The sequence below is a fragment of the Stenotrophomonas sp. B1-1 genome (assembly GCF_010894375.1).
Classification (GTDB): Bacteria; Pseudomonadota; Gammaproteobacteria; order Xanthomonadales; family Xanthomonadaceae; genus Stenotrophomonas.
The window spans coordinates 259,124-285,616 of record NZ_JAAIUZ010000012.1; the positions used below are offsets into that span (position 1 = coordinate 259,124).

Here is a 26,493-nt window from a genome sequence, read left to right on the forward strand (position 1 = left end):
GAGTTTCAGCGGGATGTAAGGTAGTTGCTAGCCGCTGATGCGCTGAAGATGGGCTACCAGGTTAGCCCAAGCTGCGTCGCCTGCCACCTCGTAGGCAACGATCCTGCACAGGTCTTCGCCCATCAGGTTGAGGCCGGCATCGCCGTAGAGATCACGATAACGTCCCGCCGCGCGGCGCAGCTCGTCCAACGCCTGTGCAGGGAGGTCAGCTGAAATCGCATCCATCTCAGGCCACGCTCCAGATAAAAGCGACTGCGGCACCGACAACGGCAAGCACAATGCCCACGGCGACCAGCACCCAAAACGAATAGAACAGCAACTGGCCAACACGGGATAGCAGATATGTCCCGGCGGCAACTGCGCTCAGCATGCCCAGGAAGCGCAGCCACTTAGGCCAGCTTTGGGCAAGGTCAAAGCCATATACGGAGACACAGACCACGATGACGGAGACGAAGAAGCCGACCACAGCCCAGAGCCAGCTGAAGTCGAACAGGCCCGGCATGGGCTCCGCATCGGCCTGCATGGCCGCCTCCGAATCGTAGTAGACCACCGTGCCGTCGGCCCGGCGTCTGGAAAACCGTGTTGCCATAGGATGATCTCCTGATCTTTCAGCCCAACTTACTTGGCCTCAGTAGCTCGATGCCAGAAATTACTCAGTTGGCGGGTTGCCACCGAAATCCATTCGCAGCTGCACCTTGGGTGACGCGCTGCGGTGCTCAAGTACTTCCATCACCTCGTAATCGGCCTTCAGTCCATCCTTGGTCAGCCGCTGTGTGCGGCGGATGCGCGCCTTGATGATGTCGTCCTTGGCGAACTGCTCCTGGTTCAGATGCACCCGGCTCAGGAAGCCCTCATCGAGCACCACGGCAAAGTAAGTGTTGCCGCCGCCCTCGGTGAAGCGCCATTTGTTGCCATCCTGGAAGGCCAGCGTCAGCACTTGCAAGGTGGCGATGTACTCGTCGGTCTGCAGGGTCTCTTCTTCCGGATTGGGCGCCTTGAAGAACGCCGCTTGATTTCGGTCGATGGATACCACCACTTGCTTGGCCTTCTGATCGACCACCGCAACCGTGTCGATACCGTCCTTGCCGAGCGGATCGGCAATGACACCTTCCAGGGCACGACGGACCCGGTAGTCCTGCAGTAGCTGCAGGACGCGCTCTTCGATGTCCAGATGCTCTTCATCGACGTAAAGGCGAACCACGCCGTCGCTGATGGGATCGATACGCTTCACGCCCCGGCCACGCAGCCAGACGATGGCCTGCACCAGGCCGGTGCAGGTGGACTTGCCGATGCCGAGCAACCCAACGATGCTCAGGATGCCGGTGACCGGATTGCTATTGGCAAAGTCCAGTGCCCGCTGCCACAACGATTGGGCCAGTTCCAGGTCGATGCCGAACGAGCCGGACTTAAACGAGGCATGCACGTTGACGGAGACCTTGGCCTGACTGCCGTTGAGCAGCTCGTTGGCACGCTCGACCAGGTCGCCCATGGCCAGCAGCGCAGGCGCCAGGGCGCGCACGTCCATCTGGTGCTGCACCAGGGCCGGGCCGTCATATACAAGGTGGAAGCGGGCGTGCTGTGCCATATCCGTCACGTCAGTGTTGCTCCATTGCATCGTGCTCCATTGCACCGTGATCCATCGGGGCGAAGTGTAGCAACCCGAGGCACCCTCACCCTAGCGCGTTTAAAAGCCCTTTAAATCGTCGCACAGGGTCCGGGCGGGTGTCCTGTCGTACGGTGGCCGCGCCCCGGGGTCACAGCGGGCCGTACAGGCCGTTTCAGCGAGCGGCGCTCAGACACCGGCCAGGTAGTCGGCCAGCATGGCCAGGATGTTGTCCTCATCTTCGGTGGACAGGCCCAGGAAGGGGCGAGCAGGTAAGCCGGGATGGTTGACCTGCTTGACGGGATGAGCCGCCCCGGGCCACGCCAGCGCCTTGCCATTGCGGGGGCGGATCACCCAGGCCGGCGTCCCGAACTGGTGGGCCGCCGCGTAGGGCACATCGGTGCCAATGCGCACGGCCTCGCCCTCGACCTGGTAGCGGATGCTGCCCTGCAGGTGCAGGGATTCGCGCAAGGTGCCGGGTCCCTTCTTCTGCGCCAAGGTGCTGGCTGCCAGCGGCGCCCAGGGGCTGCCGCTGGGATCTACGCCCTGACCGAAGCGGGCCTGGGTGCTGGCGGTGACGATCTCGCCGATCTCGCCCAAGGCATCACCCAGATCACCGGCACGCTCGATCAGCTGCTGCAGCTGACGGCCCAGCTGCCCTTCGTCCGCCACAATATCCAGCCGGGCCCCGGCCATCAGGATTCCCCGTTGAGCCGGACATAACCGGCGCGGCGCAACGTCGCGGCATCGATCTGTTCAGCCCCTTGCAACTGGTAGCCCTGGACCGAGTTGGCAAAGCGTATTCGGACCAGGCTGCCATTGGCCAGCCGGCGCACGAAGATCAATGCCGAGCCTGGTGGGGCTTGCCACACCTGGGTGTCCGGGGCAGCCAGCCAGGCCGGCAATGCTTCCAGCAGGTCCGGCGCCGTGGCGCGCAGCGCCAGATCGTCGGCCAGCAGAACAGCACTGGCGGGAAGATCGGTAAGCGCTTGGACCACCGCTGGGCGGAGGAATCCAACCGGTCGCTGCAACGGTGTCGTGGCTGGGCTGGTTAGGGCGCGGCGCAGGACGATGGCCCAGTCGGCAAAGGTGTCGGCGGCGCGGCGCTGAGCATCGTCCAGGGCCTGAGTACGCCAGGGCGGTGGCAGTTGCATGACCTTCTGCCCAAAGCGAAGTGCCGCCGGCACCGAGCTGGCGGCAACACCAACGTTGTAGTCAAACCCGGGATCAAGCCCGTCAGCATCGTCAGTGGCCGTCGGGGCGGCATCCGGTCCATCCATGCCCATCCGATCCAGATCGCGCCGGGCCAACGTGGTCACCGTGCACTGGCAGCCATAGCCGTTGGGCGGGAAATGGGTAGACCACCATGGGTCATCCACGGACAGTACCTTGCCATTCCAGGACTGGTGCTCCGGGCGCGGATGGCGCACCGAGTCATTGTGGACGTACTGCAGGAACGGACGGCGGTGCTTGATAGCCTGAATCTGCGCCCAGCGGCCGGCCATGTAGGCGCTACGCACATTGGTGGTGTAGATGATGCGGGTGCGCCAGTTGCGCCCGCCCTGGTACTGCCAGCCGGTGCGGGCCACGATGGCGTCGAAGTTGCGGCGGAAGTCGGCAATCGTCCCGCCGTCCAGAATCGCCTTATCGACCGCCTTGCGCAGATCGTCGAGCAGGTCCAGGCGGGCGGCCCCGGCCACCATGAAGCCATGCGCGTGGTCGCCTCGCTGCAGGTCGCGCCAGCTGGCGGTAGGTACGTTGACCTTACGCCGCCAGAACTCGGCCTGTTCCCGGAAAGGCACACTGATGCCGCGCACGTCAGCCAAGGCTAGCCTCCTGCAGCAGGTCAAAGCGGCCAGCGGCCTGGGCCGCATCCAGCGCATCGCGCATGCCCGTGGCGAAGGCGTCCAGGTCCAGTTCCGACTGCAGCGCCATCAGGCCGTCACGCACGGCATCCAGGCTGTCAGCCTCTTGGACCAATTGGCGGACCTGCTCCAACCAGGCATCGGTGCTGGTGCCGAGCTGCCGATCCAGCTGGGTGGCGATGGCCGCCACGCGACCTGGCGCGGCGGCATCCTCGACATTGAGGGCGCGCTGGTGGTTCAGCGCGGGTGCGCTGGCCGGCGCCTGCAGTAGCACGGCGCCCTTGTCCGGATCGGGCAGCCCCAGCTTGTCGCGCACCACGCTCTGCTCGACCTGCAACCCTAGCGGCACCAGCTGGGTGAGGCCATCGATCAGGAGTTTGGTGTTCTCCGGCTTGGGCACAATCAGGGACAGCGCCGGATAGCGCCCCGGGCCGTAGTTGAGGTCGATGAACGGCCGCACCAGCTGGCGCTGCAGGGTGTTGGACAATGCCTTGGCGTCGGCGGTGAGCAGGTCCAGGCGCACCAGCTGATGCACCTGCGCCTGGGCCAGGCTGGCGCCATCGTCGGCGGTCATGGTCTGCCCGATGACCGCCTTGCTGATCTGCCGGTCCCACCACTCGGCCAGGCCTTTGAAGAACTCGCCGGACCCGGCGGTCTGGACCGCCTGCTGGAACTCGATGCGCATCGAATCGGGCATCACCGCTGCCGCATCATTGCCCAGGTTGGCCACCGCTGCGATCAGCTTGTCGATGTCCTCCTGCTTGGCGCCAGGGCCGTACTTGCCGACGCGCATTGGCAGCCCGAACACGTCGGCAAAGGCCATCCAGTCGCGCCAAGTCCAGGCCTTGCACATGTAGGCCACCGCTGCCAGGCGCGCCAGGCCGCCCCGGATCGGTAGGCCGCTGCGGATCTTCGGGGTATGCACGATGAACTTGTACGGCGCCAAGGGAATGCCGTTGACCAGGTCGCTGGCATCTAGCAGCCGCAGCTCGCGCCCGGTTTCGCGGTCAAAGCGGAAATGGCGCGGATCGCGCTCGGCGTAGTGGTCGGGCTGCCAGGTCTTGCCGCTGCGATCCCAGAGGATTTCCCCGACCGCGTAGCCCTTGCCCAGCGCATCGACCAGGTGCGCCAACAGCTCACCGAACTCCGGCGCCTGCACCAGTTCGCGCACGGCATCGGCGTGACGAACGTCGGCGGTATCATCGCTGGCCGCTTCCACCCGCACATCCAGCCCGGCCACTGCCAGCTTGCGTGTGGCCAGGACCGACGCGTAGTGCAGATCGCGCTCTTCCATTTCCTCGGCCAAGGTCAGGTAGTCGCGGGCATCGCCATCGGCTGCCGCCTGCAGCACACCGGCCAGACGGCCGGGGCTGAGGTGATTGGCGACGGACGGGTGCCAGATTGATCGGATGCTGGCCAGCCGGGGCGCGGCCAGTTCCTCGGTCAGCACGTCGTACTGGATGGGGCGGCCGAACTGATCCAGCAGGCGGGAGGTACTCATGATTACAGTCCTTTCACGCAGCGCCAGCCACCGCCGCGCCGTACGCTGCGCGGATGGCTGTCATCGCGGGGTTTGACACGGTGATAGTCGATGATTTCAACGTCCTGGCGGCTGGCGTAGTGCATCAGGGCGATGGCGATGCCGGCATCGCCGTGGCGTTGGCCGCCGTCCTTGCCGGTGGTCTTGCGGTCGGGGATGCGGGCAACACCCTTGATGACCTTGATCGCGCGCAGGTCGGCCAGGGTGTCGCGGTCCCGAGGAACGGCGATGGTGTCGTCTTCGAAGGCCGTTTTAACCGGGGGCATCTGCTCGCGGTACCAACCTTCGGTGAGCATCACCAACTCCACGCGGTTGTAACCAAACTCCTGCGCCAGGAACTCGGCCACGGCATGGCCGTTGCCTCGCGCGTCGATGGCCGCCTTGCGGAACCGGGGGAGCCGGTGCAGCACGTACTTGCCAATCTGCTCCTGCTGTCGATGCGGCATGTTGCGCAGCTCCAGGATGAAGGGCACGCGGCGGCGCAGCTGCTGATCGATCTGTGCCGGCACCTGTACGGTCAAGTCACCACTGCGGCCGAAGTCCTGGCCAAAGAAGCTGTCCAGCTCCGGGTCCAGGGCCTCCAGCAGCGGTAACACTTCCAGGTCCAACCACTCCTGGATGACGGCAAAACGGTCCCCATCGGAGCGCTGTTCAAATCCCGGTGGGCAGGTGTAGCGCAGCACGGGGGCGGCGGTCATGCGTGCTTCGATAAGCGCGGTGGTCAGCCAGGCACCGGAGCCTTGCGAAGGCACAACATCCAACTCTTCCTCGGCGGCATCGCCATAGAAGGCGTACACATTGGCGACCCACGTGGCCTGGCTGTCGATGTCCCAGGTTTCACCCTTGCGCATACAGACACGCCCGTACAGGCCCTGGGTGACTGCGTCGGCGAAGGTAATGCGGTGGATGCTGCCCTTGCGCTTTCCGGCGCGCACCTCGGTGATCAACTCGTTGAACGGGTTCTGATCACCATCGTGGGTGCTGATCACCCGCACCTTGCCGCCCCAGATCAGCAGCGCCAGCGCCGCCTTGAGCAATTCATCGAGCTGGCCGTGGAATGCGGCCTCATCGATCACCACCACGCCTTGCTTGCCGCGCAGGTTTGCCGGGCGTGAACTGAGGGCGACGATCCGGAAACCCGAGGCAAAGCGGATCGTATAGGTCTTGATCGCCTTTTCGTCGTTGCCTTCCTTGAAGACTTCCTCGCCTTCCTCGATCTCGCTGGCGGCCTCGTTGAACACGCGCGCCCACATCGCACAGGCCTCGATGTACTCGATGGCCATGTCCATGTTGTAGCCGATGTAATAGACGTTCATGCCACCGGCCTGGCGTGACCGGGCCGCGACCAACGCGTTGTCGGAGGCCTCCGCCCAGGTCAGGCCGATGCGGCGGCTCTTCTCGGCGATCTTGAGGTCGCTGTCGTCGGCAACCCAGTCCTGCTGATACTTGAGCAGGACCGCGTCGATGGCGCAGTTGACCTCGTTGGCCAGGCTGGCCGGCAGTTCCTGTTCCAGCAGATCGCCGCTGCTTGCCTCGGTGCTTGCTAACGCCTGGGCCAAGGCGGTCTTTGCGGGAGCCGTGCGGATAGGTTTGGATTTGGCGATGATCATCAGCCGATTCCCAGAATTTTCTTGCGCATGTCCGCTGCGGTCTGCTCGGACAGGCCCTCTGTCTTGACCACCTTGTCCAGCCGCTCGGACTGCTCACGCAGCAGGGCCTGTCGGGCTTCCTCGGCGATGGCCTTGCGCAGGTTGACGCCCACCCGCTGAGTATCCATTGCATCCTTGGCCGCGCGGGCCAGTTTGCGAATCTCGTCGATGGTGATCTCATCATTGCCGTGCGCTTGCAGGGCTGCGTTGGTTGCCAAGGTGGTGACAGCCTGTGCCAGCAAGGCGCCGGCCTTCTCGCCCACTCCTTCACCGAGCTCGCCGATGACCGCATTGGAGACGGTCTCGATCTCGCGCATGCGCGCAGTCAGTTCAGCAAAGCCACGCTCGTAGCGATGCAGGGCCGAGCGCGAGACTTCGGCGGCCGGTTCTCCAGGGAACTGTCGCTGCAGCTCGGCGATCATTTCATCCAGCGTCAGCCGATCCTCACGCAGCATGCGCTCGACGCAGGCGCGCTGCTCGGCCGGCAACCGGCTGATGCTGGATTTCGCACGGCGCTTGCTCATGGCATCACTTCGGGCTGGGGCGGCTGACGCCAGGAACAATGGCTTGACCGGCCACCACATCGCCGCCGCGACTGGTCAGGGTGGCCACCAGCACGCCGGGCACCGCTTCGGACAGGCTCACCAATGCCTGCTCCTGCAGCCAGGCCAGGTCGGTGCGCACGTCATCCCGAGTGCTGGCCACGCCCATGAACTGCAGGCCCGCATGCAGGACGGAAGAGTTGGCCATGTAACCGCGCTGCTCGTGCAGCAGGCGCAGCAGCACCAGGCGGCGGTCCTCGCGCAGGCGCTGGGCAAAAGGCATGTTCATCATTCGTTCTCCAGAAGATGCTGCTGGACGGTCTGCAGCAGCCGGTTGGTGGTCTGTAGCTGCCCCTCCATGGACGACAGGCGCTCATAGACCTGGCGTACATCGGTATGGGTCAGGGCCTGCTCGCGGTACACCTCCAGCCGGGTCACGCGGGCGACCAGACCGACATGGCGCCACCACAGCAGTACGCCGATCAGCAGATTGGCCAGCCCAATGGCGAGTAGCAAAATCAATCCGCCGATGACCAGATCATTGATCGAAGCTCCGTTCATCGGCGTTCTACCTCGCTGGCACAGGGCCGGCAGCGGCGCGTACGTGGCAGGGCCTGCAGTCGCTCCGGCGGGATCGGCTCGCCGCAGTCCACGCAATCCAGGTGGGCGGGTGCAATGGCGTCGAGCGAGGGGCGGCTTTGCTGGAACAGTTCCCAGGCACGGGCCTCATCTGCGGCAGCGCGATCAGCAGCGTCGATCACTGGGGTGTTTCCTTCCTTCGATCAGGTCAGTGAGATCGGCAATGCAGCCGTTGAAGGCGCGTGCCTGGGCGCGCAGGCGATCCACCGCGTTGGGATCACGACTGCTACGCTCGGCAACCACCATGCGGGCCGCCATCGCCCGGTATTCATCGCGCAGCTTGATCAGATCGCGCACCGGGATTGCTGGGGGCGTGGATCGTTGGGCGTTCATGCGGGCAGCGCTCCACCGATAGGCCGGCATCGCGCACCGCTGCGCAGTACCACTGCCAAGCGGTGACCCGCCACTGCTGGGTTGCATCCAGCAGCCGTGCCATTCGACTGCGGCAGTCGTGATACTGCGCGCTCACCTGGTCGTGGTTGGCGATCAGCACGATCCATTCGTCGCTGGACACCGCCGGTAGCGCCGGGCACGGCTGCACCAGGTTGGCCGGCAGCGTCGGCGGGGGCGGAATCGGCAGCGTCTGGGCCGGCATTACTGCGGTTCCAGTGCTGCAGGACGCCAGCACCAGCACGCTTGCCCAGCTCAGGCTGAGCGCGGGCCAGCGCCTGCAGTGCCTGTTGCTGGTCGGCAGCCCATTGTCGAATGTGTTCACGGTCTTCCTCCCGGGCGCGAGCCACCTCATCCAGGCGACGGACGGCCGCGTCATAGTTCAAGGCGCTTTGTACGGCGTTTTGGCGCAGGGCATCGGCGGTTTGAGACAGCTGTTGCAGGTTGTCGCGCAGCTGGCGATTCTCGCTTCGGGCGTTCAGTCCGCCCTGCCAGTAGCAGCCGCCTGCGAAGGCCGCTGCAGCGATGGCCAGCCACAGCATCAGGTGGGCGCTGATCTTCATGGGCACACTGCAGTGCCCGGCCAGCCGGCGGCAATGTAGGCCGGCTCCAGCGTCAGCAGGATGCGGCGCGGATAGGCAATGTTCTCGGCGTGGGGTCCAGGACCACGGGCGCGGAAGCGCTCGACCTGCCGCCAATCATTGGCGTCGGCACGTCCCGCGATGGTCAGGCCACGTTCGCGCAGCAACCATCCCTCGCCACCGTTGTACCCGCGCAGGGCAAAGGCCCAGCGACTGCACTCGCTCAGTGATGTCCAGCCGATGGGCTGAACGCGCTCCAGCAGCCACTGGTCATACAACGCGGCGGCGTGAATTGCCTGCACAGGGTCCCATGGATCGAACTGGCCGAGCTGGGTACGAAAGCGCTGTGCCATCCAGCGAGCCGTGTCGGGCATGAACTGGGCAATTCCTTGCGCGCCTACCGGTGAGCGGGCCCTAATCCGCCAACCGCTCTCCTGGTGCAACTGAGCAGCCAGCCGTGCTGGGGAGCCGTTGACGCCCCACACATCGGCGACCACCTGTTCAACGCGATGGCGATGCAAGGCCGAGGCTTCCGGGATCACCACACGGCTGGCAGCCAAGGCCGGCATAGCGACCAGCAACAGGCCGGCGACAAGCGCAGAAAGGCAGAGTCGCCAGTTCATCCGATCAGCCCCACACCAATGATGGCGGCTGCCACGATGGTGGCCCTGCGCGCCTGCGCCATCGAGCGTTCAATGCCCTCAAGCTTGGCGGGGTCACCGCCACGGAAGTAGGCCCAGTCAAAGCCATAGCCCAGCGCGCCACCAGCAGCGATCTTGCTCACTGCCCACAGATAGGCGCCGGCCTTAGCCGGATTCAGCGGTACCACAAAGGCCAGCAGCACTAGACTGATGGCAACCCACAACCACACGTAGCCGATTCGGTCTAACGTGCGGGATACAGCAGATTTCAACGATGACATGCGCAGCTCCTGCAAAGGAGCCGGCGGCGAGCAGACCCGCCACCGGCAGTGGGCAGGGGTGCGCGGCGCGCCTCAACGTTTCACCACCGTTGCCCTGCCTGCACAGATTGCGCGGGCGCGAGCAGATGTGTGTTTCAGCTTTTCGTAAGAAAAAACCCCGCCGAAGCGGGGTTCATTGGGTGCAGCAGATGGCACTTGGTCATGGATCATCGAACCCGAACAAATCGGGTTCGGCTCGCCGGGCTAGCGCCCGCTGGCGAGCGATGATGTCATAGATGTTCTGGATCGACATGCGGTAGCGCGTAGCCAGCTCATGCGGCATGGCGCCGCGTTGAGAGTCTGCATAGATGCGGGCGTTGCGTAGGGCACGCCGGATTGCCACCCCTCGCGGTAGGTAGGTGATCTGCCCACCCAGGGTATCGCACAGCTGCATCACAACCGCTTCGGCGGCGCGATCAATGACCGAATCGTCCAGTCGCTGCTGCTGCATCGCCAAGCGTACGGCGCTGAGCATGTCCTGCAAGGTTCCCTGCCAGCGATAGGTGCGGGGAACGCCCACTGCCGCCAACGCCTTGTCCGGGTCAACGTCCCGATCCTCGCCAAACATGTCGCTCATGAGTCACCTCGATGCTTCCGGTGGGCCGCCTCGCGCTGCTGCTCTGCCTGCTCGGCGGTGATGGCGCCGTAGCCGAGCTGCTGCTGGATGTAGTACAGCGCGTCTTCCAGCTTTCGTTCCTGCTCCGAAGCGGCGTCGGAAGGCACAGGCGCCAGGTGACGGCCGGTGCGCGCGTCCGCTTCACGCTGGCGCTCGGCAGCAGCGTCTGCCTTGTCGGCCAGGCCGAACACCACGGCGCGCAGGTAATTGTGGCTGTCCAGAGGCAGGCTCAATGCAGCGCGCTGCGACAGCATCTGCTCGATCCCAGCGGCCCACTGGCCTGGCGTCGCTGGACGGCGGACACCATTGCGCTCATCGCGACAGACCGTCCCGGTGGCAACCAGGGCAGACAGTTCCTGCAGCAACTTGACGGCGCGTGCCAGACGCAGGGCGGTCTTCACTGGCTTGAACAGTCCGAGGTAGCCCAGCGCCGCCCGCCCCAGTTCGGGCTGCATGTCCGCCAGCAGCACCGCCAGCCGCTTGCCATCGTCCTCGACGAAGAAGGCCGACAGGTGGGCTTGAGCGCCGCAATCGGGGCAGGTTGCGCGCACTACAAAGGCCTCCGCACGTCCAGCGTGACTTCGTCGGCCCGCTTCTTCAGCGTGCGCACCTGTCCTTGCAAACGCCGCTTCTCCTTCTCCAGCTTGGCAATCTCTTCCCGACGCTGGGCGCATTGCGCCAGCACTTCACGGTGGCGTTGCCATCCTTGGGCGATGGCGCGGGCCTCGTTAAGCAGGTAGTCAAATGGGTCGAGCGTCGCGCCACACTGTCGGCACACCACCTGGCGATCATCCTTGATGATACGAATCGAAGCGTGCTGGCAGTACCGCCAGCGGTCTTCAATCAGCTCAACCGGATTGTCCGGCAGTTGCCCGCGCTGTGGGAATGCCTGGATGATCTTATCGTCGGACATCACTTCCTCCTGTTCGCGTCGATCTGCAGGGCAGCCACCAGTCGATGCAGCTGCGCAGGGCGCAGCCACTCCAGCCGCTGGACGCCAAACATGCGCTCAGCGGTGGCGCGGGCGTATTCCCACGGGCGGCCAGCGTCGGCGAGCAGGGCTTCGACCTTCCCGAGCATCGAGACCTGGTCGGCGTTGGTCGGCCGGCCCGGATGGGCCTTGTCGGCGGAGGGCTTGAAGCCCAAGCGCTTCATTTCCGCCAGCACAGTCTGCCGCTGGAGGAAGGTCATCTGCCCGCAGGAGGTTACCCCGGTCACGCGCACCAACAGGGCGCGATATGTGTCATCGTCCAGTCGTAGCGCCTTCTGCCCAATCTTGATCTTGGCCATCTGGCGCCGTTCTACGGAACTGACGGTCATGGCAGATGCTCCAGCTTGGCCTGGCCCTCGGCCAACCCTTGATTGACGTAGGCTCCGCGACCGGCGTCGAAACCACTATCGAAGTCGTCTGGCTTGACGCGACCTCCCTTGAACTGCTTTCCAGTGCTTTGGGTTAGCTCGCCATAGCGCTGATTGAGGGCCTGCTCGATGGCAGCGGCACGCCTTTCGGGTAGCTCGGCGCTTGGGAAGAGCCGCCTGACGGCGGTGACCCAGCCCAATGCAAACTCCTCGGCCCTTCGCTCGCGGTTAGCTTGCTTACGCACGCGGGATACGTGCTTACGCTTGTCTTTCTGCAGCTGACGGCGTAACACGGTGAAGGCATAGGCGGCGATCTGCGGATCGGCGCCGGCACCGAGGAATCGCACCACGGTACGCCGTTGCAGGGACAACTCGTCTCCCCGCCAGGTCGTGCTGCGCTGCTGACTGCCGATCACCCGGCAGCGATACCCGTCAGCCACCACCGTGGCAAGAGCCATCAAGGATAGGGGCAGCTCGTCACCACGGAAGCCTGTCGTGGCCTCGGCATCGCCGATTTCGCTGCTGGCAGCATCTGCTTCGGTCAGGCCGTAGCGGTCCATCAATGCACGCGCCTGACGCAACGCGGTTGCTGCCTCGGTAGCGTTGGAGGACGCCGCCAGACGCAGGCACGCCTGAATCTTGCGCAAGGCTTGTTCGCGGGTCATCGATCAGCCCTCAACCTGATTCGTATCAGTGGACTTGTCCACAAATCGCACCAGCTCAGCGCATGCCTGGTGGCGCTCCATACGCCAAGGGAACACGTCGCCCCGCAGATCCAGATAGTCCACGGCTTCACGCACCACGGTCACATCCACATCGAAGCCACGCGGAACCGTGGTGTCGTAGTGCTGAATGCCGTCAATCCAGGCGTCCTTTGCAAACAGTTCGATATCGCAGCGTGCGGTGCGGTCGGCGATATCGCGTGCCAGCTCCAGTAGCTGCATGTTGGTTTCAGTGCTGGGCATGTCACACTCCCGCCATGTCAAGGGTGATGGATTGGTAGGCGCCTTTGTCGTCCCGCTCATAGACGCGGACATAGGACTTGCTGCCCACCACCTGGACGGCCTCGCCAATGGCAGCCATCGCACGCACCCAGCGTTCATCGTCGATCTTGAGGCGGCGCAGCTGCAGCACCTGGCCGGTGCGGATGTTGCCTTGGTGGTCCATCCGGAAGGCATCGTTGATGATCGCCCGAATCTCCGGCGAGGCATCCACGGTCCACTCGGTCAGGCAGTCATCGATCAGTGCCTTGGCGGCCTGCAACCGCTCATCGAAGCGGATGCTCTCCTGAATCTGCCGGATGATCTTGTAGCGGCCATCGAAGGACAGCAGGGTCACGTTGCCCTTCTTGCCGCCGATGGCGACCCGGTACTGTTCCGCGCTGAGCTGAATGAATGCCTCGATATCAGCGTGTGCACGCAGCTTGAACGCTGACAGCAACGCATGCAGGCGCTTGGCCTCGGTGGCAAGCTCTTGCACCAGTTCGTCGCGGGCCTGGTCAATGGGGCGGATGTTCTTCTCGGGGATCAGATTCCCCTTGGCGTCCTGCCGGTAGCCGGCGGGTAGAGTGGTGCTTGTCATGTCGGTCTCCATTACGTGATCAATTGGCCGGCGTAGCGCTATTCCAGCGGCCCTGTCTCCTGTGCAAACCGTTCCCACAGCCGGTCTCGGTAGCGTTCGCCCAGCCATGGCGGAAGCTCATCGGCGTCGAGAGGATCAGGCAGCGGCGTATCGTTCATGGGGCCAACCTCAATGCAGCTCGGACGAGAGAGTGGACTGGCAGACATCCCACTCCACCTGGCAGCCATGGAAGGGCGTTGCCATCTTCGTGCGGGTCACCAGTTCGCCCTTGCGCTCGCGGATGTGCTGGGCGCCCACCAGGGAGTCGCCGCGTGGGCGGTCAATGACGATCACGGGTCGGGCGCCCGTGATCGAGACTGATCGCGCTGTGAGGCCCTTGTCGGCCAGCGCATTGATAGCCTCCAGCGCGGTGGCCAGCTGGTGCTGGATGGTGGTGCAGTTCTTGGCGATGGCGTTCACGGGATACGCTCCTGGTTGTCCGTATGAGCCGTTTGAGCGGCGCTTGCGATGGCTTCATTGCTCCACTGCAGCAACTGGCCGATGGTCAGCGAATCGAATGGGGTGGCCAGCGCGTAGCAGCGCTGGACGATCAGGCAGCGTGCCGGCAATGCCTCGGGCGATGCGAGCCTGGCTATGCCGCCGACGGCTGACACCAGGTCGGCTGTGATGTGGAAGATGGACCTGGTCACACCATGACTCCCAGTTCCTTGGCGGCGTAGCGGATGGACTCGCAGCAGATCCGCTCGTTCTTGGCTTGGGAGTAAATCGAAGCAAGGCGCAGCACCTTGTTCAGCACGCGCAGCGCGCCCGGCAGGTCGGCGATCTGGCGGATTTGGTCGCGGCAACCAGCGTCGGCAATGTTCCAGGCATCGATAATTGCGTCTGCGTCACCCTTGACCACCTTGTGAATGACCAGGCGCTTGCCAACCCGGCTATACAGGCGGTCGAGGAACGGGGCGCGATTGCCGCCCGTCATCTGCGTGATAACGCGATCATTGCCGCACAACACAAGGCCAATGCTGGTTTGATCGTTGATGGCGCGGACCATGTCCAGCGCCTGCACAGTCAGGTGCTGTGCTTCATCCAGGATCAGCAGGCCGCTGGTGTTGCGCACCTTCTGGAAGATGGCGCGCTGGATGTAGGCGGCGGTGTTGACTAGGTCACGCAGACCCATGACGGCGGCAATTTCCTGCAGGCAGGTCAGTACGCCGCCCGTGGCCGGGGTCAGCTCGACGTGCCAGACGTTGGGGCTCACAGCTGCATAGCGCTTGTTCGTGACGGTCTTGCCCAGCCCCGCGCCACCAGCTATCACCGCGATGTCGCCTGCCATGTGAGCGTACTGCAGCACGGCGCGCAGCTTCTCGCTGGTCGGCGTGGCGATGAACTCAGGACCTTCGGGCAGCTTGCCGCTGCTGATGCGCTCGTCCCGTACGTTGAGCCAGCCGATGAGCTTGCGAGCGACGTTCTGGAGGTTGCCCGCGTAAGTGCCGCCCAAGAACTGCGACAGCGTGGCGCTGCTGATATCGGCTTCGCGAGCCAGCCGGGCCTGGCTCAGGTTCTTGTCTTCTTCCAGCGTGATGCGGAGACGCTCGCGCAGATCGGCGAGCTGCTCCGGCGACAGTTCTTCGGGGGTGATCGGAGTCACGGCCAGATTCATCGTTTGGGATTCCTCGGATTGGTGCGGGTGCAGCGGGGCAACGGGTGGAAGGGGCGGACGTTTCAGGGCGGCGAGTTTCGATCTGAGGCGGGCAATGCCGCCGCCTGCGGTCGTTGCTTTGGGGTTGGTCCGGGTGTCTATGCCGGATCGGAAGCGGGCCTGGGCTTGGTGACGGAGTGGATGCGAGCCTTCATTGCGGATGCGTTGGAGGTAGGCCTGCCTGCGCTGATAGCCTGTTGCGGGGTTGCTCTGCATCAGACTTCCCCATCTGGTGTGGTCCACAGGCTGTTCCGGCGCTGCTGGGCCTGCATGCGATCCATCAGCGACACGAATGCGCTTTCGTTGTCGTCGGTGCCTGTGCGCAGTCGTTCGGCGGGCTCGGCTTCCTGCACGCGTGGCGACTGGCGGCGACCGAACAGCGGCGCAACCACGCCTGCAGGCGGCAGCGACTCGGGCATCGGCGCGGGGAGCTGGTTGGCAACGCTGGCCGCTTCCATCCGGCGCTCCGCGTCCAGCTGCTTGCGGGTCGCTTGGCGGTACTGCTTTTTGGCCCTGGCGTGTTCCCGAGCTGCACCCGTGTCAGCGAAGCCAACAGCGGCAATGCAGTCCAGCTGGCCGATGTAGACGTTGGCCAGGGTGTACGCATGCACGGCTTGGTGCAGATGCTCGGGATCAAAGCGGAGCATGACCTTCTGGCCCGCAAACGGTGCAATGGCGTCGCTCCAGTAGCGGTTGCCAGCCAGGCGCACGCTGCTATCTCGCCGGTCGCAAGTAACCACGTCCGTGGACAGGAGCATTTCCCGCAGCTGTTCGGGCGACGCCTTGCGGATCGTAGCCTGGGCATAACTGGTCTCGAAAGCGGCATCGAAGCTGCGACCTGCCGCCGTACGTGTGCGGCGACCTTCACGGGCGTTGTGAGCCGCGATTTCCTCGTTGAGGACGCGTACGAACTCATCCAGCGCAATGGCCTTGCTGCCGTAGTTCTCCGGCTTCGCGTCGGGCTTGTTACCGGTATAGGCGCCGGCAAATGCCGGATGCTTAGCAATCCGGTCGCACAGATCGCGCCATGCGCGCTCGATGGGCTTAGCCTGGCCGTGATACGGAGTCGCCCAGTGAATCTCGCACCCCATCGCCGTCAGCAGACCGGTCGGATCATCCTCTTTCACCTTGAAGCGGAAGCGGTTCGCGGTGCCACCGGTCAGCATCTTGGATGCGAAGCCTCGGCCGTTATCCAGCCAGACCTTGCCTGGAATGCCGTAGCGCTCGATCACGTCACGGAACGCGAAGCGTGCAAGGTCAGAGGACTCGGTCTCGGCGATGCGATAGCCCAGCAGCTTGCCGCTGTAGAGATCCTGGACGCCAACCATGATGGGACGCGCAACCGTGCCGTCCGGCCAGCGAGCGAACACGTCGAACTTGTGACCGTCGCTGTTCACGGCCTCCAAGGCATGGAACACGCTGCGGTCGCGCTCCTGTGCCGGGAACGTTTGATTGAATCGCTCCTGGCCCTCACGGGCCAGCACCAGCACGGCGCGGGGTAGTTCCGCTTCGATTCGACGCATGAACGTCTTTGCACAGGGCAATGTGGGCCAGTCTTTGGTGACGGCGATACGCTGAAGACGGTCGTAGCAGCTCTGCGCGCTGGGTGCCTCCACGCGCAGGTAGTCCGCCTTGAACAGGTCCCACGCCTCTGAGGGAATGTCCGCTTTGGCCTTGGTCGCGGTATAGGCGGGCACCAGCAGGGCGAGGCGGTGCTGCTTTTCGACCTGGCTGACCAGAGCGGCCCACCGACCGAGGCTGGCGGTGCTAACTCCGCGCGCCTGCTCACGTTGCAGCTGTGCGGCTACATGTGACCGGGCGGCCATCAGGGGATGGCCTTCTGCAACCAGGCATTCAACGGCCTGAAGTGCGCGCAGGCGGCGTGCGGCTTCGTCTTTCAGTGCCTGGGGTACGGCCTCATAGCGGCGCCACGCCGATGCAATGCGTTCGTCGGTCCATGCCGCCGGGGGACGACAAGTGATAACTGGCGAGCGCCGCAGGAGCAAGGCGGTCTGGATGTCTGCAGGCAAGCATGCGACGGAAAAGTGGCGCTTCTTTCCGCCCCGAGTGACACGGGTCTCAAATGGCCAATTTTCCTTGTTCGCGCGCATCTCCATCGCGCGCTTCGTCACCCCCATCGCTGCAGCAATTTCTGCCAGGTCGCAGAAAAGTGGCGCGGCGTGGGTAGACTTGTCGCCTATGGCCGACGAATTTACCGCTGAAGACATTTGGGACCTCTTTGAAGGCATGGCAATGACGCTCATGTCGTCTACTTCTCTTCGTCGAGAACTCGCGCTACTGCGCGCAGTACTGCGGCGCAGCGATGGCGCAAGCCTTTGGCTGAAATTTCCGCAACACTGGTCGGCGATCGGGGAAGCGACTGAGGATCTACGACGAGCCCTGCCCCCCGTTGCACCCGGTACTGCCGAAGAGCTCGCGCATGTGCGACAGCTTCCTGAGGGGAAGCAAACGTTGCTTTTGGGATTGACCGAATATGCGTTGAGGACGCTTCGTCAATTTCCTCGCGAGCAGACTTGGCTTGTGCCCTCGGTGTACTGTCTGCGGATACCGATGTTGCTTGAGCATCAGATGCTCCATGCAACGGTGCGGCCGGTCCGTGTTCCGCCATGGATTGGGCGGCATTGAGCTGAGGTCTTTTCACTAGCGGACCCTCCTGCGCAGCTCGCGAAGCTGTTTCAGCTCGGCCGCCGCAATATCCATCTCCCGGCTGCGGCGCCCGATTTCAGCATCCAACGTGGCCGCTCCCACCAGGAACCGGCCGCCACGTACGTCGGCGAGCCATTCCGTCAGCTGGGTGCTGTCACAGACCACTTCCAATACCGGCGCCAGCCACAGCGGCACATTGAATTCGTCTCTTGACTCGGCGGTGTAGCCGTCCAGCATGGCCTTGGATACATCGCGCCCGGCCAGTCGGCTGGCCTTGGCCGCCACTTCATACCGATCCAGCCCTGCGACCCGAGCGCCGTTGAGCATGTCGCCGACCAACGCACTGACGGTCTTGCGGTAGTTCATCGCCCCATCCACGGGGGCAACAGGGCGCGGAATGGCAAACAGGTCCCCGGTGAGGGCGTCCTGGCGAGCCTTGATCTTCATGCCGGGTCGCCCTCACCGGCCTCTGGCGCGGTCGCATGGGGGGAGTGCGCCGAACAGAGCTCGGCGTCCGCAAGGCGGCATACCCACTCCCGCGCTGCCGGGGTTTTTGCGCGTGGCGTCGCGGGGCACTGGCCGGCTGATCCCCTGCCAGCCTGAGCTGGCTCATAGATACGTTGGCTATTCATTCGCCGCCCGCCTGTTGGGAATTGCGAATCGGGCGGAGCCTGCTAGGCTTTGCCCCAGCAGGAAGAAGAGCTTTCTGGCCGCGTTTGCGGTTGGATTTGCCGTCCGCCCCGTAGCGGCTGGGCCAGATTTCCGGAGCGCTGATCCCCAGCGCCTCGGCAATGATGGCTTCAGCCAAGGGGTATGGCCGGTGCAATGCCTTGGCGAGGCTGTTTGGATTGCTGTAGCCGTTGAGCAGGCTGAGCTGGCGCAGGGAATAGCCCCTCATACGCAGCGCAGCATTGACTTGGGCCGGGTGCCAGTCCTGGAGACTGGCTTTTTTAAGTGCCTGTAGTGCCGTCACGTTGCTTGGTGTCCGTTGGCGGTGTCTATGAGGCAAATATGAGGCACAAACGCTCCCTTCGTCAAGCGCGAAATTGCTTCGCACTTCCGTGATCAAGGAACATTTGCGCTACTTACTGAGGAATCCCTTATGGAACAGAGACTTGGGCGAAGTGCGAAGGGGGCATTAGGCTTTCGCGCTTCGCTTCGCGCTTTGGGAGGTGGAAGTGCGAAATGACCTCGGATCACGCCTGAGGCAAATTCGTGCCTCTAGAACCCAGCAAGACATGGCTGAAATCATGGGAGTCGCGAAACGCACATACGCAAGCTATGAGCGCAACGAGCGGGTTCCAGATGCCCTCATGCTGGGCCCGTTGGCGGAAGCTGGCTGGAACGGTCATTGGCTTCTTACCGGGGAAGGACCGGAGCGTTTAGAGGCATTTCGGGCCAATGACGACAGCGCTACCCCATCTGCGTCTCAGGTCCTGAGTCAGGAGCGGCTTACGCTGGCCCTTCAAGCAGTCGAGGACGCGCTGACGGCGAGGCGGGCTACGCTGCCCACTTCAAAGAGAGCCGAAGCCGTAATGCTTGTGTATGAACTGCTGGGAACGGGTTTGGCCGAGGCTGAGGTCATCCCGATTGCCCGGCGTGCCGTTGGATTGGCTCAAGGAGGCCCGGTTGATGATGTTAGAGGTGCAGCGGCAGCTCGTCGGTAGGCTGACACAGATCATGGTCGAAGCAGCGCCAGATGTTCCCCGAGGTGCGACCAGCGCCCAGGGGGAGCCTGCTGGCCCTTGGCTTGATCAAGGCGAGCGCGCGCGGATGATGCGGGAAATTCTAAGAATTTCAATGCGCTACGGATGGTGCTCGGTCGTTGAGGAAGCGCTCGATAGGGCGCGTGCTCCTGCACTGCGGCATCTTGAAACGGCCCAGCTAGCGGCCCTGTCCGATGAGCTCAAGAGCTTGATCGATTGCGCGATGACGGCGTGCGACTTGACGGACGATCTGCCGGCCAGATAGCGCGCGTCTAACGCTGTTCAAAGGGCAGCCTGATCGAATCACCGTTTCGCAGATCATATGTCCAGCGCGTCCGCTTGGGCGCCAATTTCGCAAACCTCTGACAATCGCGGGCAGTTGTCTTAAGGTTGGCGAACCCCTTGCGCGGCAATGGATTTGCCGCGCTATTTCGGCCAATTCCGGCCTATCCCATATTTCTCATACTCTCTGTCCCCCAACAGCCCACGCTCACTGACGAGACAGTTCCCATGAAGATGCGTTCCCTCGCCGCGTTCGCGGCGTTTGGACTGGCGTTTATCCAGCCCGTTCTTGCCCACACGCCGTACCTGTCGCCCAGCACCTATGCGCCGCGTGCGGGGCAGACGGTGGCGCTGGACGCTTCGTTCGCCGAAGTCTTCTTCGTGCCCGAAACCGCGTTCGACGATAGCCAGTTCAGCGTAACCGGCCCGGACGGCAGGACCGCCGCGCTGCCTGCGCAGGTGATGAAGACCCGCACCGTGGCCGAGTACACGCTGCCGGCCGGCACGGGCACCTACCGCCTGAGCACCGGCCAACGCCTGGGCGCACTGTTCCGCACGTGGGAAATCAATGGCAAGCGCGAAAGCTCGCGCGATCCGGCGGTGAAGATTCCGGCCGGGGCCAAGGTGATTTCCGATTTCCAGTCGCGCACGCTTGCCGAGACGTATGTGACGGCCGGCAACCCCGACCGCGCGGCGCTGGCGCCGCACAACCAGGGCATCGAGCTGGTGCCGGTCACCCATCCCAACGATCTGTACGTGGGCGAGGCGTTCGAGTTCATCGCCCAGTACGACGGCGCGCCGCTGGCCAACCAGAAGATCGAGATCACCGAGGCGGTCTGGAGCAGTGACCGCACACCGCAGGTGGTGACCGTCACCACCGACACCAAGGGCCATGGAAGGTTCCCGCTGACATCCGCCGGCACATGGATTGCGCTGACCCGCCACCGCACGGCCGCGCCGGCCGGGGCCGCGGTGGCCGAGTACAGCAACAGCTACACGCTCAGCTTCCGCGTGCTGAACCCCTGATCCCTTCCATCGTTCGTTCCTGAGGTCACCATGAAGATCACCCTGCTTGCCAGTGCGTGCGCCTGCACGCTGCTGCTGTCGTCCGCTGTCCACGCCCAGACCGCACCGCGCCCGCTGGTGGGCGGCCACGGCAACAATGTCACCGCGTTCATCGCCGAACATGATGACAACGCCGACGGCAAGGTCACCTGGGCCGAGTTCGAGGCGTTCCGCCGCGCCCGTTTCGATGCCACCGACAGCAACAAGAACGGCACGGTGGATGAAGACGAGTACGTGGCCGAGTTCGACCAGCGCATGACTGCCGAGATCGAACGCGAACGTGCCGGTCAGGTGGAACAGACCCGTGCCCGCTTCGCCGCACTGGACACCGACAAGGACGGCAGCGTGTCGCGCGCCGAGTTCGACGCCGCCGGTGAAAAGACCTGGCAGGGTGGGCAGAAGGCGCTGGCCAGCCGTGGCAAGGACAAGGCCGCGCCGGCCGCTGGTGGCACCGAAGCCCGCACGGCGGCCGGTGCGCAGCGCTTCGACAACCGCCGCAGCCGCTTGAACATGCCCACCAGCCACACCGCCGAAGGCTTCTTGGAGCTGTACGACGGCAATGGCGATGGCAAGGTGGACAAGGCCGAGTTCGACAAGGCCCGCGATGAGCAGTTCGCGCGCACCGATCGCAATGGCGACGGCCAGCTTTCGCTGGATGAATACCTGGGCGAGTTCGAAGAGCGCCTGGACCGCCGCGCCGCCTCGCTTACCCAGGGCGATGATCGCCAGGTGCACGTGCGCTTCGGTGTGCTCGATGCGGACAAGAGCGGCGAAATGACCTTCGCCGAGTACCAGGTGTCGGGCAAGCGGCTGTTCGACACCGCCGATCGCAACAAGGATGGCGTGGTCGATGCGACCGATGCGGCACTGCCGCCGCCGGCTGCGCCGCGCCGCTGAACCCTGTGCGGGGCCCGTTGCGGCGGGCCCCGTTGTTGCGGATTTCCGCGCACTCCCGAGTTGCTTCCCATGTTCCGTCGTACCTTCCGCCTGCTGCTGGCCCTGGCCGCGAGCTGGCTTGCCGTGCCCGCGGCCGTGGCCGCACCGCAGATCTTCCATCGCGACGATGTGCTGGGCACCTCGCTGGATATCAGCGTGGACGCCAGCGAGGCGCCTGCGCAGGCCGCGTTGCAGGCCGTGCTGGCCGAGACCGCGCGCCTGGACGGCGTGCTCAGCCGCTGGCGTGATGACAGCGAGTTGACCCGTTTCAACACGCACAGCGGTCCGCAGACGGTGTCGCCCGATCTGCGTGCGGTGCTGCAGTTGTGCGAGCACTGGCGGCAGCGCAGCGAGGGCATCTTCAGTTGCCGGCTGGGCCGGGCGGCCGAGCGCTGGCGCCAGGCCGCATCCAGCGGCGTGCTGCCGCCGCGCGATGAACTGCGTGCATTGGCGTCGGCCGCGGCACAGGCCGAGTTCGAGCCGGCGCGCAGCGGCGCGCTGACCCGCCCCGAGGCGGTGGTGTTCGATGTGGACGGCGTGGCCAAGGGCTACATCCTGGACCGGGCGCTGGATGTGGCGCGCAAGGCCGCGCCGGCAGCGCGTGCCATCAAGATCGATATCGGTGGCGATGCGCGCTACTGGCAGGCCGCCGGTCAAACCGCGCCGTGGCAGGTCGGGGTGGCCGATGCGCGCCGCCCGCGGGATAACGGCACCCCGCTGGCCACGCTGGCCCTGCGTGACGGCGCCATTGCCGGCAGTGGCCATGCCACGCGCGGCTACACGGTGGGCCGCCGCCACTACAGCCATATCCTGGATCCATTCTCGGGCTGGCCCATGCAGTTCGCGCCCGCCGCAACCGTGGTGGCGCCCGATGCGGCCAGTGCCGATGTGCTGGCCACCGCGCTGTCGGTCATGCCGATCCGCGATGGGCTGGCCCTGGCCGATGCATTGCCGGACGTCGCCGCGTTTGTGCTCAGCGACACCGGGGTTTCCTTCGTGTCGCAGCGCTGGCCGGCGCTGCTTGCCGACGCCCCACCGCGCGCGGAGAACCTGGAGCGGCTGGTGGTGGACTACCAGATTCCACAGCTCGCAGCCGAGCGCTACTTCGCGCCCTATCTGGCGCTCTGGGTGACCACGGCCGACGGCACGCTGGTGCGCCAGTTGCTGGTGCTGGGCACGCGCTCTCGTTACCTGCAGTCGCTGCCACAGTGGTGGCGGCGCTATGGCGGCGACGATCTGCCCGCCATCCAGGGCATCGCGCGGCCCACGCGATTGCCCGGCGAGTATTCGCTGGCCTGGGATGGGCGCGACGACCGTGGCCAGACCGTCGCCGATGGTGAGTATCTGCTGCAGGTCGAGGCCGCGCGCCAGGCCGGTGGGCATGAGTTTCTGTCATTGCCGTTCACGCTGAAACAGGGCAGGGCGGTGGACAGCCAGCACCGTGGCCAGAGCGAAATCGGCACGCTCTGTCTGCATCTGACCGGGCGCTAGCGCCGGTCCTGCTTCACCCCGAACTCTCAGTACCCCTTCCCAGCAACGCACGCAACGCCATCGCGATGGCGCCCCGCAGCCAGGAAACCACCGCCGCTCCAATCGGAGCGACGGAACGCCCCTTTCCACCCCTCTGCGGAGTCATCCATGCACCTTTCACCCTCCCTGCTTGCGCTGGCGGTAGCCACCAGCCTCTCACTTCCCGTTGTTTCCCGTGCGGCTGCTGCCGATGCGGACAGCACCCTGGATACCATCCAGGTCACTGAAACCCGCAAGAAATCCGACAACCAGAACGTCACCACGCTTTCGGCCAAGACCCTGCAGCAGCAGGGTGCGCAGAGCTTGGAAGACGCCATCCGCTACGTGCCCGGCGTGGAGATGGTCGACCTGGGCCGTGCCGGCTTCAATGGCTTCAACATCCGTGGCCTGGAATCGGATCGCGTGGCCATCACCCTGGACGGCCTCAGCTTCCCGCAGAGCATGGACCCGGGCACCTACCAGCCTTATGAGTTCTTCCGTTCCGGTCGCGGCAGCGTCGACCTGGAAGCGGTGAAGAGCGTTGAAATCATCAAGGGTGCCGATGCGATCACCGCCGGCAGCGGCGCGCTCAGCGGTGCAGTCATGTTCACCACCAAGGACCCGTCCGATTACCTGAAGGCCAGCGGCAACGACAGCTTTGGTTCGGTGAAGTACGGCTACACCGGTTCCAGCGACGAGAACATGGGTTCGCTGACCTTTGCCAACCGCACCGGCCGTTTCGAATCGCTGCTGGTGTACACCAAGCGCGATGGCCACGAAACCGAATCGTGGTACGACACCACCCGCGCCCAGCTGGGCCCGGACCGCCGCACGCCGGACCCGGTCGACCGCGAGAGCGACAACCTGCTGGCCAAGGTCAACTTCCTGGCCACCGACACGCAGACGCTGGGCATCGTCTACGAGCGCGCCCGCGCTACCAATGACGTAGACAACTGGACCCGCAGCGATGGCGTGGGTTCGTATTACTTCCGCAGCGCCGAAGACCGCAGCGACCGCGACCGATACGGCCTGAAGTACACCTGGCGCGCCAACAACGCGCTGTTCGACAGCCTGGAAGCCACCGCCGACCACCAGAAGAACTACATCCAGGGCCAGACCAACGTGCTGGTGGCCAATGGCACGGCGGCCACCTATGGCACGCGCTGTTCGGTGGCGGCACCCTGTGCGCGCCAGGAAGACCGCTGGGATACCCAGAAGCGCAACCGCGTGGCGCTGGATTTCGACAAGAGCATCGAAGCCGGTGGCGTGCGCCATGACCTGGTGTATGGCGCAGCGTGGCAGCAGGCCAAGATCCACTGGAACTCGGTGGATACGCGCTGGGGCAACGATGGATCGCTGTTCACCCGCGATACCGACCCGTCGCTGTGGCCGGACACCAAGGAAACCGACCTGACCGCCTACGTGCGTGACCGCGTGCGCCTGCTGGACGATCGCCTGAGCCTGACCGGTGGCCTGCGCTACGACAGCTACAAGTACACCCCGGAAACCTCGGCCGGTGGCAATGGTGACTCCGGTTATGTCGATGACGGCGGCAGCGTGGGCACCTCGAAGTTCGCCGCGCCGACCTGGAACCTGGGCGCCGAATTCAAGTTCACCGATACCCAGTCGCTGTGGACCCAGGTGGGCCGTGGCTTCCGCGCGCCCGGCGTGAACGACATGTACGGCACATCGTCCACGACTGAAGTCACGCGTCTTTCCGACGGCGCCACGGTCACCGTGCCCGACGGCAAGAGCAACCCGGACCTGGACGCCGAGCGCAGCCTGAACCTGGAACTGGGCTGGCGCTACCAGAGTGATCGCCTGCGCCTGGGCGTGTCGCTGTTCCGTGACAAGTACAGCAACTTCATCGACACCGCCCAGTTCGTCGGCGATGCCGGCACCCAGTACAGCACCACCGTGCGCGGTGTCACCACGGTCACCAATGGCTACACCTACACCATGCCGATCAACCGCGGCGAAGTGGTTGTGAAGGGTGTGGAGGCCGAGGGCCTGTGGTTGCTGGCCGACGACTGGCTGGCGCGCGTGGCCTATTCGTACAATGAAGGCACCGACAATGACGGCCGTCCGCTGGCCAGCATCATTCCGGCCAAGGCCGTGGCCGGGCTGACCTACAACGCCCCGTCGCGGCGCTGGAGCGTGACTGCCAATGTCACCCACCAGGACCGCAAGGACCCGTCCGATTACGGCCTGAGCGTGACCAACGCCAGCTACGGCGCCGAAGTGCTGCCGGTGTATGCCTACAAGGCGCGTGAATACACCCTGCTGGATGTGTTCGGCAGTTACAGCATCACCCCGCGCATCCACCTGACCGCCGGCGTGTACAACGTGTTCAACAAGGAATACTACCTGTGGAACCGCGTGCGCACCGCCGGTGGCGGCACCGCCATCTTCCAGGGCGCCACCAGCTACGAAGGTATCGGCCGCTGGTCGCAGCCGGGCCGTAACGTGCGCTTCACCCTCAGCTACGACTTCCTGTAAGCCGGGCAGGGGTCAGATCCCTTTCCGCCAGGAAAGGGCTCTGACCCCATGGAGGGAAGGCATCCACGCCATGCGTGGATGCTTCCTGACCGTCACGCGTTGCAGTCGAGCAAGCTCGACTCTACCGGGCTTTGCCCAGGCGCAGCAGTTCCTTGGCCACCCATTCGGAACTGGCCGGGTTCTGCCCCGTCACCAGCAGGCCGTCGGTCACGCCATGCGGTGCCCAATCCGCGCCCTTTTCATAGGCAGCACCCAGCGCGATCAGCTCGTCTTCCACCAGGAACGGCACGATATCGGTCAACTCGACCGCCGCTTCCTCGCTGTTGGTGAAGCCCGTCACCTTGCGACCCTTCACCAGGGGCGAACCGTCGGCCGCCTTCACATGGCGCAGCACGCCCGGCGCATGGCAGACGAACCCGACCGGCTTACCCGCACGCTCGAAGGCTTCGATCAGCGCGATGGATGCCTTGGATTCGGCCAGATCCCACAACGGCCCATGGCCGCCGGGGTAGAACACCAGGTCGAAATCCTCCTGCTTCACACTGTCCAGCTTCACGGTGCTGGCCAGCGCCTGCTGCGCCTTCGCATCGCCCTTGAAGCGTTCGGTCAGCGCGGTCTGGAAGTCGGGCAGATCGCTCTTCGGGTCCAGCGGGGGCTGGCCACCGGCGGGGGAGGCCAGGGTGATCTGCGCACCAGCATCGCTGAACACGTAGTACGGCGCAGCGAATTCCTCCAGCCAGAAGCCGGTCTTCTTGCCGGTGTCGCCCAGTTGATCATGCGACGTCAGAACCATCAGGACCTTCATGT

The 26,493-nt window shown here is 64.6% G+C and carries 33 protein-coding genes; 5 read left to right on the forward strand and 28 right to left on the reverse strand.

What is annotated here, in order from left to right; translation table 11 throughout:
• Nucleotides 1-27 precede the first annotated feature (27 nt).
• The 27 genes from G4G00_RS10920 to G4G00_RS11055 form a co-directional block, all read right to left on the reverse strand.
• The gene (locus G4G00_RS10920) at nucleotides 28-225 is read right to left on the reverse strand and encodes a hypothetical protein (protein WP_164273414.1); all 198 of its coding nucleotides are present in this window, start codon (nucleotides 223-225) and stop codon (nucleotides 28-30) included.
• A 1-nt stretch (nucleotide 226) separates the two neighbouring features.
• The gene (locus tag G4G00_RS10925) at nucleotides 227-589 is read right to left on the reverse strand and encodes a hypothetical protein (RefSeq protein WP_164273417.1); all 363 of its coding nucleotides are present in this window, start codon (nucleotides 587-589) and stop codon (nucleotides 227-229) included.
• Nucleotides 590-649: 60 nt separating this feature from the next.
• On the reverse strand, nucleotides 650-1,615 hold the full coding sequence (locus tag G4G00_RS10930; protein WP_164273420.1) for a hypothetical protein: 966 nt from the start codon (nucleotides 1,613-1,615) through the stop codon (nucleotides 650-652).
• Between the two features lie 177 nt (nucleotides 1,616-1,792).
• A complete protein-coding gene (locus G4G00_RS10935; protein ID WP_164273423.1) occupies nucleotides 1,793-2,299 on the reverse strand; it encodes a phage virion morphogenesis protein in 507 nt (168 codons plus the stop codon).
• Nucleotides 2,299-3,420, reverse strand: a complete 1,122-nt coding sequence (locus tag G4G00_RS10940) for a phage minor head protein (RefSeq protein ID WP_240336140.1) — start codon at nucleotides 3,418-3,420, stop codon at nucleotides 2,299-2,301. Before G4G00_RS10940 ends, G4G00_RS10935 begins: the two co-directional genes overlap by 1 nt.
• A gap of 1 nt (nucleotide 3,421) precedes the next feature.
• On the reverse strand, nucleotides 3,422-4,969 hold the full coding sequence (locus G4G00_RS10945; protein ID WP_164273429.1) for a DUF935 domain-containing protein: 1,548 nt from the start codon (nucleotides 4,967-4,969) through the stop codon (nucleotides 3,422-3,424).
• A 2-nt stretch (nucleotides 4,970-4,971) separates the two neighbouring features.
• Nucleotides 4,972-6,618, reverse strand: a complete 1,647-nt coding sequence (locus tag G4G00_RS10950) for a hypothetical protein (protein ID WP_205515543.1) — start codon at nucleotides 6,616-6,618, stop codon at nucleotides 4,972-4,974.
• A complete protein-coding gene (locus G4G00_RS10955) occupies nucleotides 6,618-7,181 on the reverse strand; it encodes a phage protein Gp27 family protein (protein WP_164273431.1) in 564 nt (187 codons plus the stop codon). Before G4G00_RS10955 ends, G4G00_RS10950 begins: the two co-directional genes overlap by 1 nt.
• A 4-nt stretch (nucleotides 7,182-7,185) precedes the next feature.
• Nucleotides 7,186-7,488 carry an ArsR family transcriptional regulator gene (locus G4G00_RS10960; RefSeq protein WP_240336125.1) on the reverse strand — a complete coding sequence of 101 codons (303 nt, stop codon included), beginning with the start codon at nucleotides 7,486-7,488 and terminating at the stop codon, nucleotides 7,186-7,188.
• A complete protein-coding gene (locus tag G4G00_RS10965) occupies nucleotides 7,488-7,760 on the reverse strand; it encodes a hypothetical protein (RefSeq protein WP_164273433.1) in 273 nt (90 codons plus the stop codon). The genes G4G00_RS10960 and G4G00_RS10965 overlap by 1 nt, the downstream gene beginning before the upstream one ends.
• A 183-nt stretch (nucleotides 7,761-7,943) precedes the next feature.
• Nucleotides 7,944-8,171: a hypothetical protein gene (locus tag G4G00_RS10975; RefSeq protein WP_164273437.1), complete on the reverse strand. Its 228-nt coding sequence runs from the start codon at nucleotides 8,169-8,171 to the stop codon at nucleotides 7,944-7,946.
• Nucleotides 8,168-8,791, reverse strand: a complete 624-nt coding sequence (locus tag G4G00_RS10980; protein ID WP_164273439.1) for a hypothetical protein — start codon at nucleotides 8,789-8,791, stop codon at nucleotides 8,168-8,170. Before G4G00_RS10980 ends, G4G00_RS10975 begins: the two co-directional genes overlap by 4 nt.
• Nucleotides 8,788-9,432, reverse strand: a complete 645-nt coding sequence (locus G4G00_RS10985) for a lytic transglycosylase domain-containing protein (protein ID WP_164273441.1) — start codon at nucleotides 9,430-9,432, stop codon at nucleotides 8,788-8,790. The genes G4G00_RS10980 and G4G00_RS10985 overlap by 4 nt, the downstream gene beginning before the upstream one ends.
• The gene (locus G4G00_RS10990) at nucleotides 9,429-9,731 is read right to left on the reverse strand and encodes a hypothetical protein (RefSeq protein ID WP_164273443.1); all 303 of its coding nucleotides are present in this window, start codon (nucleotides 9,729-9,731) and stop codon (nucleotides 9,429-9,431) included. Before G4G00_RS10990 ends, G4G00_RS10985 begins: the two co-directional genes overlap by 4 nt.
• A 199-nt stretch (nucleotides 9,732-9,930) precedes the next feature.
• Nucleotides 9,931-10,347, reverse strand: a complete 417-nt coding sequence (locus tag G4G00_RS10995) for a Mor transcription activator family protein (protein ID WP_164273445.1) — start codon at nucleotides 10,345-10,347, stop codon at nucleotides 9,931-9,933.
• Nucleotides 10,344-10,937 (reverse strand): hypothetical protein, encoded by a 594-nt coding sequence (locus G4G00_RS11000; RefSeq protein WP_164273448.1) that lies wholly within the window; start codon nucleotides 10,935-10,937, stop codon nucleotides 10,344-10,346. The genes G4G00_RS10995 and G4G00_RS11000 overlap by 4 nt, the downstream gene beginning before the upstream one ends.
• On the reverse strand, nucleotides 10,937-11,299 hold the full coding sequence (locus G4G00_RS11005; RefSeq protein ID WP_164273451.1) for a hypothetical protein: 363 nt from the start codon (nucleotides 11,297-11,299) through the stop codon (nucleotides 10,937-10,939). Before G4G00_RS11005 ends, G4G00_RS11000 begins: the two co-directional genes overlap by 1 nt.
• Complete coding sequence (locus G4G00_RS11010) at nucleotides 11,299-11,706, reverse strand: regulatory protein GemA (RefSeq protein ID WP_164273455.1); 408 nt, start codon at nucleotides 11,704-11,706, stop codon at nucleotides 11,299-11,301. The genes G4G00_RS11005 and G4G00_RS11010 overlap by 1 nt, the downstream gene beginning before the upstream one ends.
• Nucleotides 11,703-12,410, reverse strand: coding sequence for a DUF2786 domain-containing protein (locus G4G00_RS11015; protein WP_164273458.1), 708 nt, complete (start codon nucleotides 12,408-12,410; stop codon nucleotides 11,703-11,705). Before G4G00_RS11015 ends, G4G00_RS11010 begins: the two co-directional genes overlap by 4 nt.
• A gap of 3 nt (nucleotides 12,411-12,413) precedes the next feature.
• Nucleotides 12,414-12,710, reverse strand: coding sequence for a hypothetical protein (locus G4G00_RS11020; protein WP_164273461.1), 297 nt, complete (start codon nucleotides 12,708-12,710; stop codon nucleotides 12,414-12,416).
• A 1-nt stretch (nucleotide 12,711) separates the two neighbouring features.
• Nucleotides 12,712-13,326 carry a DUF3164 family protein gene (locus tag G4G00_RS11025; RefSeq protein ID WP_164273464.1) on the reverse strand — a complete coding sequence of 205 codons (615 nt, stop codon included), beginning with the start codon at nucleotides 13,324-13,326 and terminating at the stop codon, nucleotides 12,712-12,714.
• Between the two features lie 168 nt (nucleotides 13,327-13,494).
• Nucleotides 13,495-13,785 carry a hypothetical protein gene (locus tag G4G00_RS11030; protein WP_164273467.1) on the reverse strand — a complete coding sequence of 97 codons (291 nt, stop codon included), beginning with the start codon at nucleotides 13,783-13,785 and terminating at the stop codon, nucleotides 13,495-13,497.
• Nucleotides 13,782-14,015 carry a hypothetical protein gene (locus G4G00_RS11035; protein WP_164273469.1) on the reverse strand — a complete coding sequence of 78 codons (234 nt, stop codon included), beginning with the start codon at nucleotides 14,013-14,015 and terminating at the stop codon, nucleotides 13,782-13,784. The genes G4G00_RS11030 and G4G00_RS11035 overlap by 4 nt, the downstream gene beginning before the upstream one ends.
• Complete coding sequence (locus tag G4G00_RS11040) at nucleotides 14,012-15,238, reverse strand: AAA family ATPase (protein WP_164273472.1); 1,227 nt, start codon at nucleotides 15,236-15,238, stop codon at nucleotides 14,012-14,014. The genes G4G00_RS11035 and G4G00_RS11040 overlap by 4 nt, the downstream gene beginning before the upstream one ends.
• Nucleotides 15,238-17,286: a transposase domain-containing protein gene (locus tag G4G00_RS11045; protein ID WP_164273475.1), complete on the reverse strand. Its 2,049-nt coding sequence runs from the start codon at nucleotides 17,284-17,286 to the stop codon at nucleotides 15,238-15,240. Before G4G00_RS11045 ends, G4G00_RS11040 begins: the two co-directional genes overlap by 1 nt.
• A gap of 397 nt (nucleotides 17,287-17,683) precedes the next feature.
• The gene (locus tag G4G00_RS11050; protein WP_164273478.1) at nucleotides 17,684-18,136 is read right to left on the reverse strand and encodes a hypothetical protein; all 453 of its coding nucleotides are present in this window, start codon (nucleotides 18,134-18,136) and stop codon (nucleotides 17,684-17,686) included.
• Nucleotides 18,137-18,317: 181 nt separating this feature from the next.
• On the reverse strand, nucleotides 18,318-18,662 hold the full coding sequence (locus G4G00_RS11055; protein ID WP_240336126.1) for a helix-turn-helix transcriptional regulator: 345 nt from the start codon (nucleotides 18,660-18,662) through the stop codon (nucleotides 18,318-18,320).
• 659 nt (nucleotides 18,663-19,321) lie between these two features.
• Between G4G00_RS11055 and G4G00_RS11065 the strand changes: the two genes are divergently transcribed.
• The 5 genes from G4G00_RS11065 to G4G00_RS11085 all read left to right on the forward strand — a co-directional run bounded on the left by G4G00_RS11065 (nucleotide 19,322) and on the right by G4G00_RS11085 (nucleotide 25,686).
• Nucleotides 19,322-19,660, forward strand: coding sequence for a hypothetical protein (locus G4G00_RS11065; RefSeq protein WP_164272969.1), 339 nt, complete (start codon nucleotides 19,322-19,324; stop codon nucleotides 19,658-19,660).
• A gap of 251 nt (nucleotides 19,661-19,911) precedes the next feature.
• Nucleotides 19,912-20,703: a DUF4198 domain-containing protein gene (locus G4G00_RS11070; RefSeq protein ID WP_108753164.1), complete on the forward strand. Its 792-nt coding sequence runs from the start codon at nucleotides 19,912-19,914 to the stop codon at nucleotides 20,701-20,703.
• A 30-nt stretch (nucleotides 20,704-20,733) separates the two neighbouring features.
• Nucleotides 20,734-21,639 (forward strand): EF-hand domain-containing protein, encoded by a 906-nt coding sequence (locus G4G00_RS11075; RefSeq protein ID WP_164273484.1) that lies wholly within the window; start codon nucleotides 20,734-20,736, stop codon nucleotides 21,637-21,639.
• Nucleotides 21,640-21,708: 69 nt separating this feature from the next.
• Complete coding sequence (locus tag G4G00_RS11080) at nucleotides 21,709-23,169, forward strand: DUF2271 domain-containing protein (RefSeq protein ID WP_164273487.1); 1,461 nt, start codon at nucleotides 21,709-21,711, stop codon at nucleotides 23,167-23,169.
• 147 nt (nucleotides 23,170-23,316) lie between these two features.
• Nucleotides 23,317-25,686, forward strand: coding sequence for a TonB-dependent hemoglobin/transferrin/lactoferrin family receptor (locus G4G00_RS11085; RefSeq protein WP_164273490.1), 2,370 nt, complete (start codon nucleotides 23,317-23,319; stop codon nucleotides 25,684-25,686).
• Between the two features lie 121 nt (nucleotides 25,687-25,807).
• Here G4G00_RS11085 and G4G00_RS11090 read toward each other — a convergent pair whose 3' ends face one another.
• Nucleotides 25,808-26,491 carry a type 1 glutamine amidotransferase domain-containing protein gene (locus G4G00_RS11090; protein WP_164273493.1) on the reverse strand — a complete coding sequence of 228 codons (684 nt, stop codon included), beginning with the start codon at nucleotides 26,489-26,491 and terminating at the stop codon, nucleotides 25,808-25,810.
• Nucleotides 26,492-26,493 lie beyond the last annotated feature (2 nt).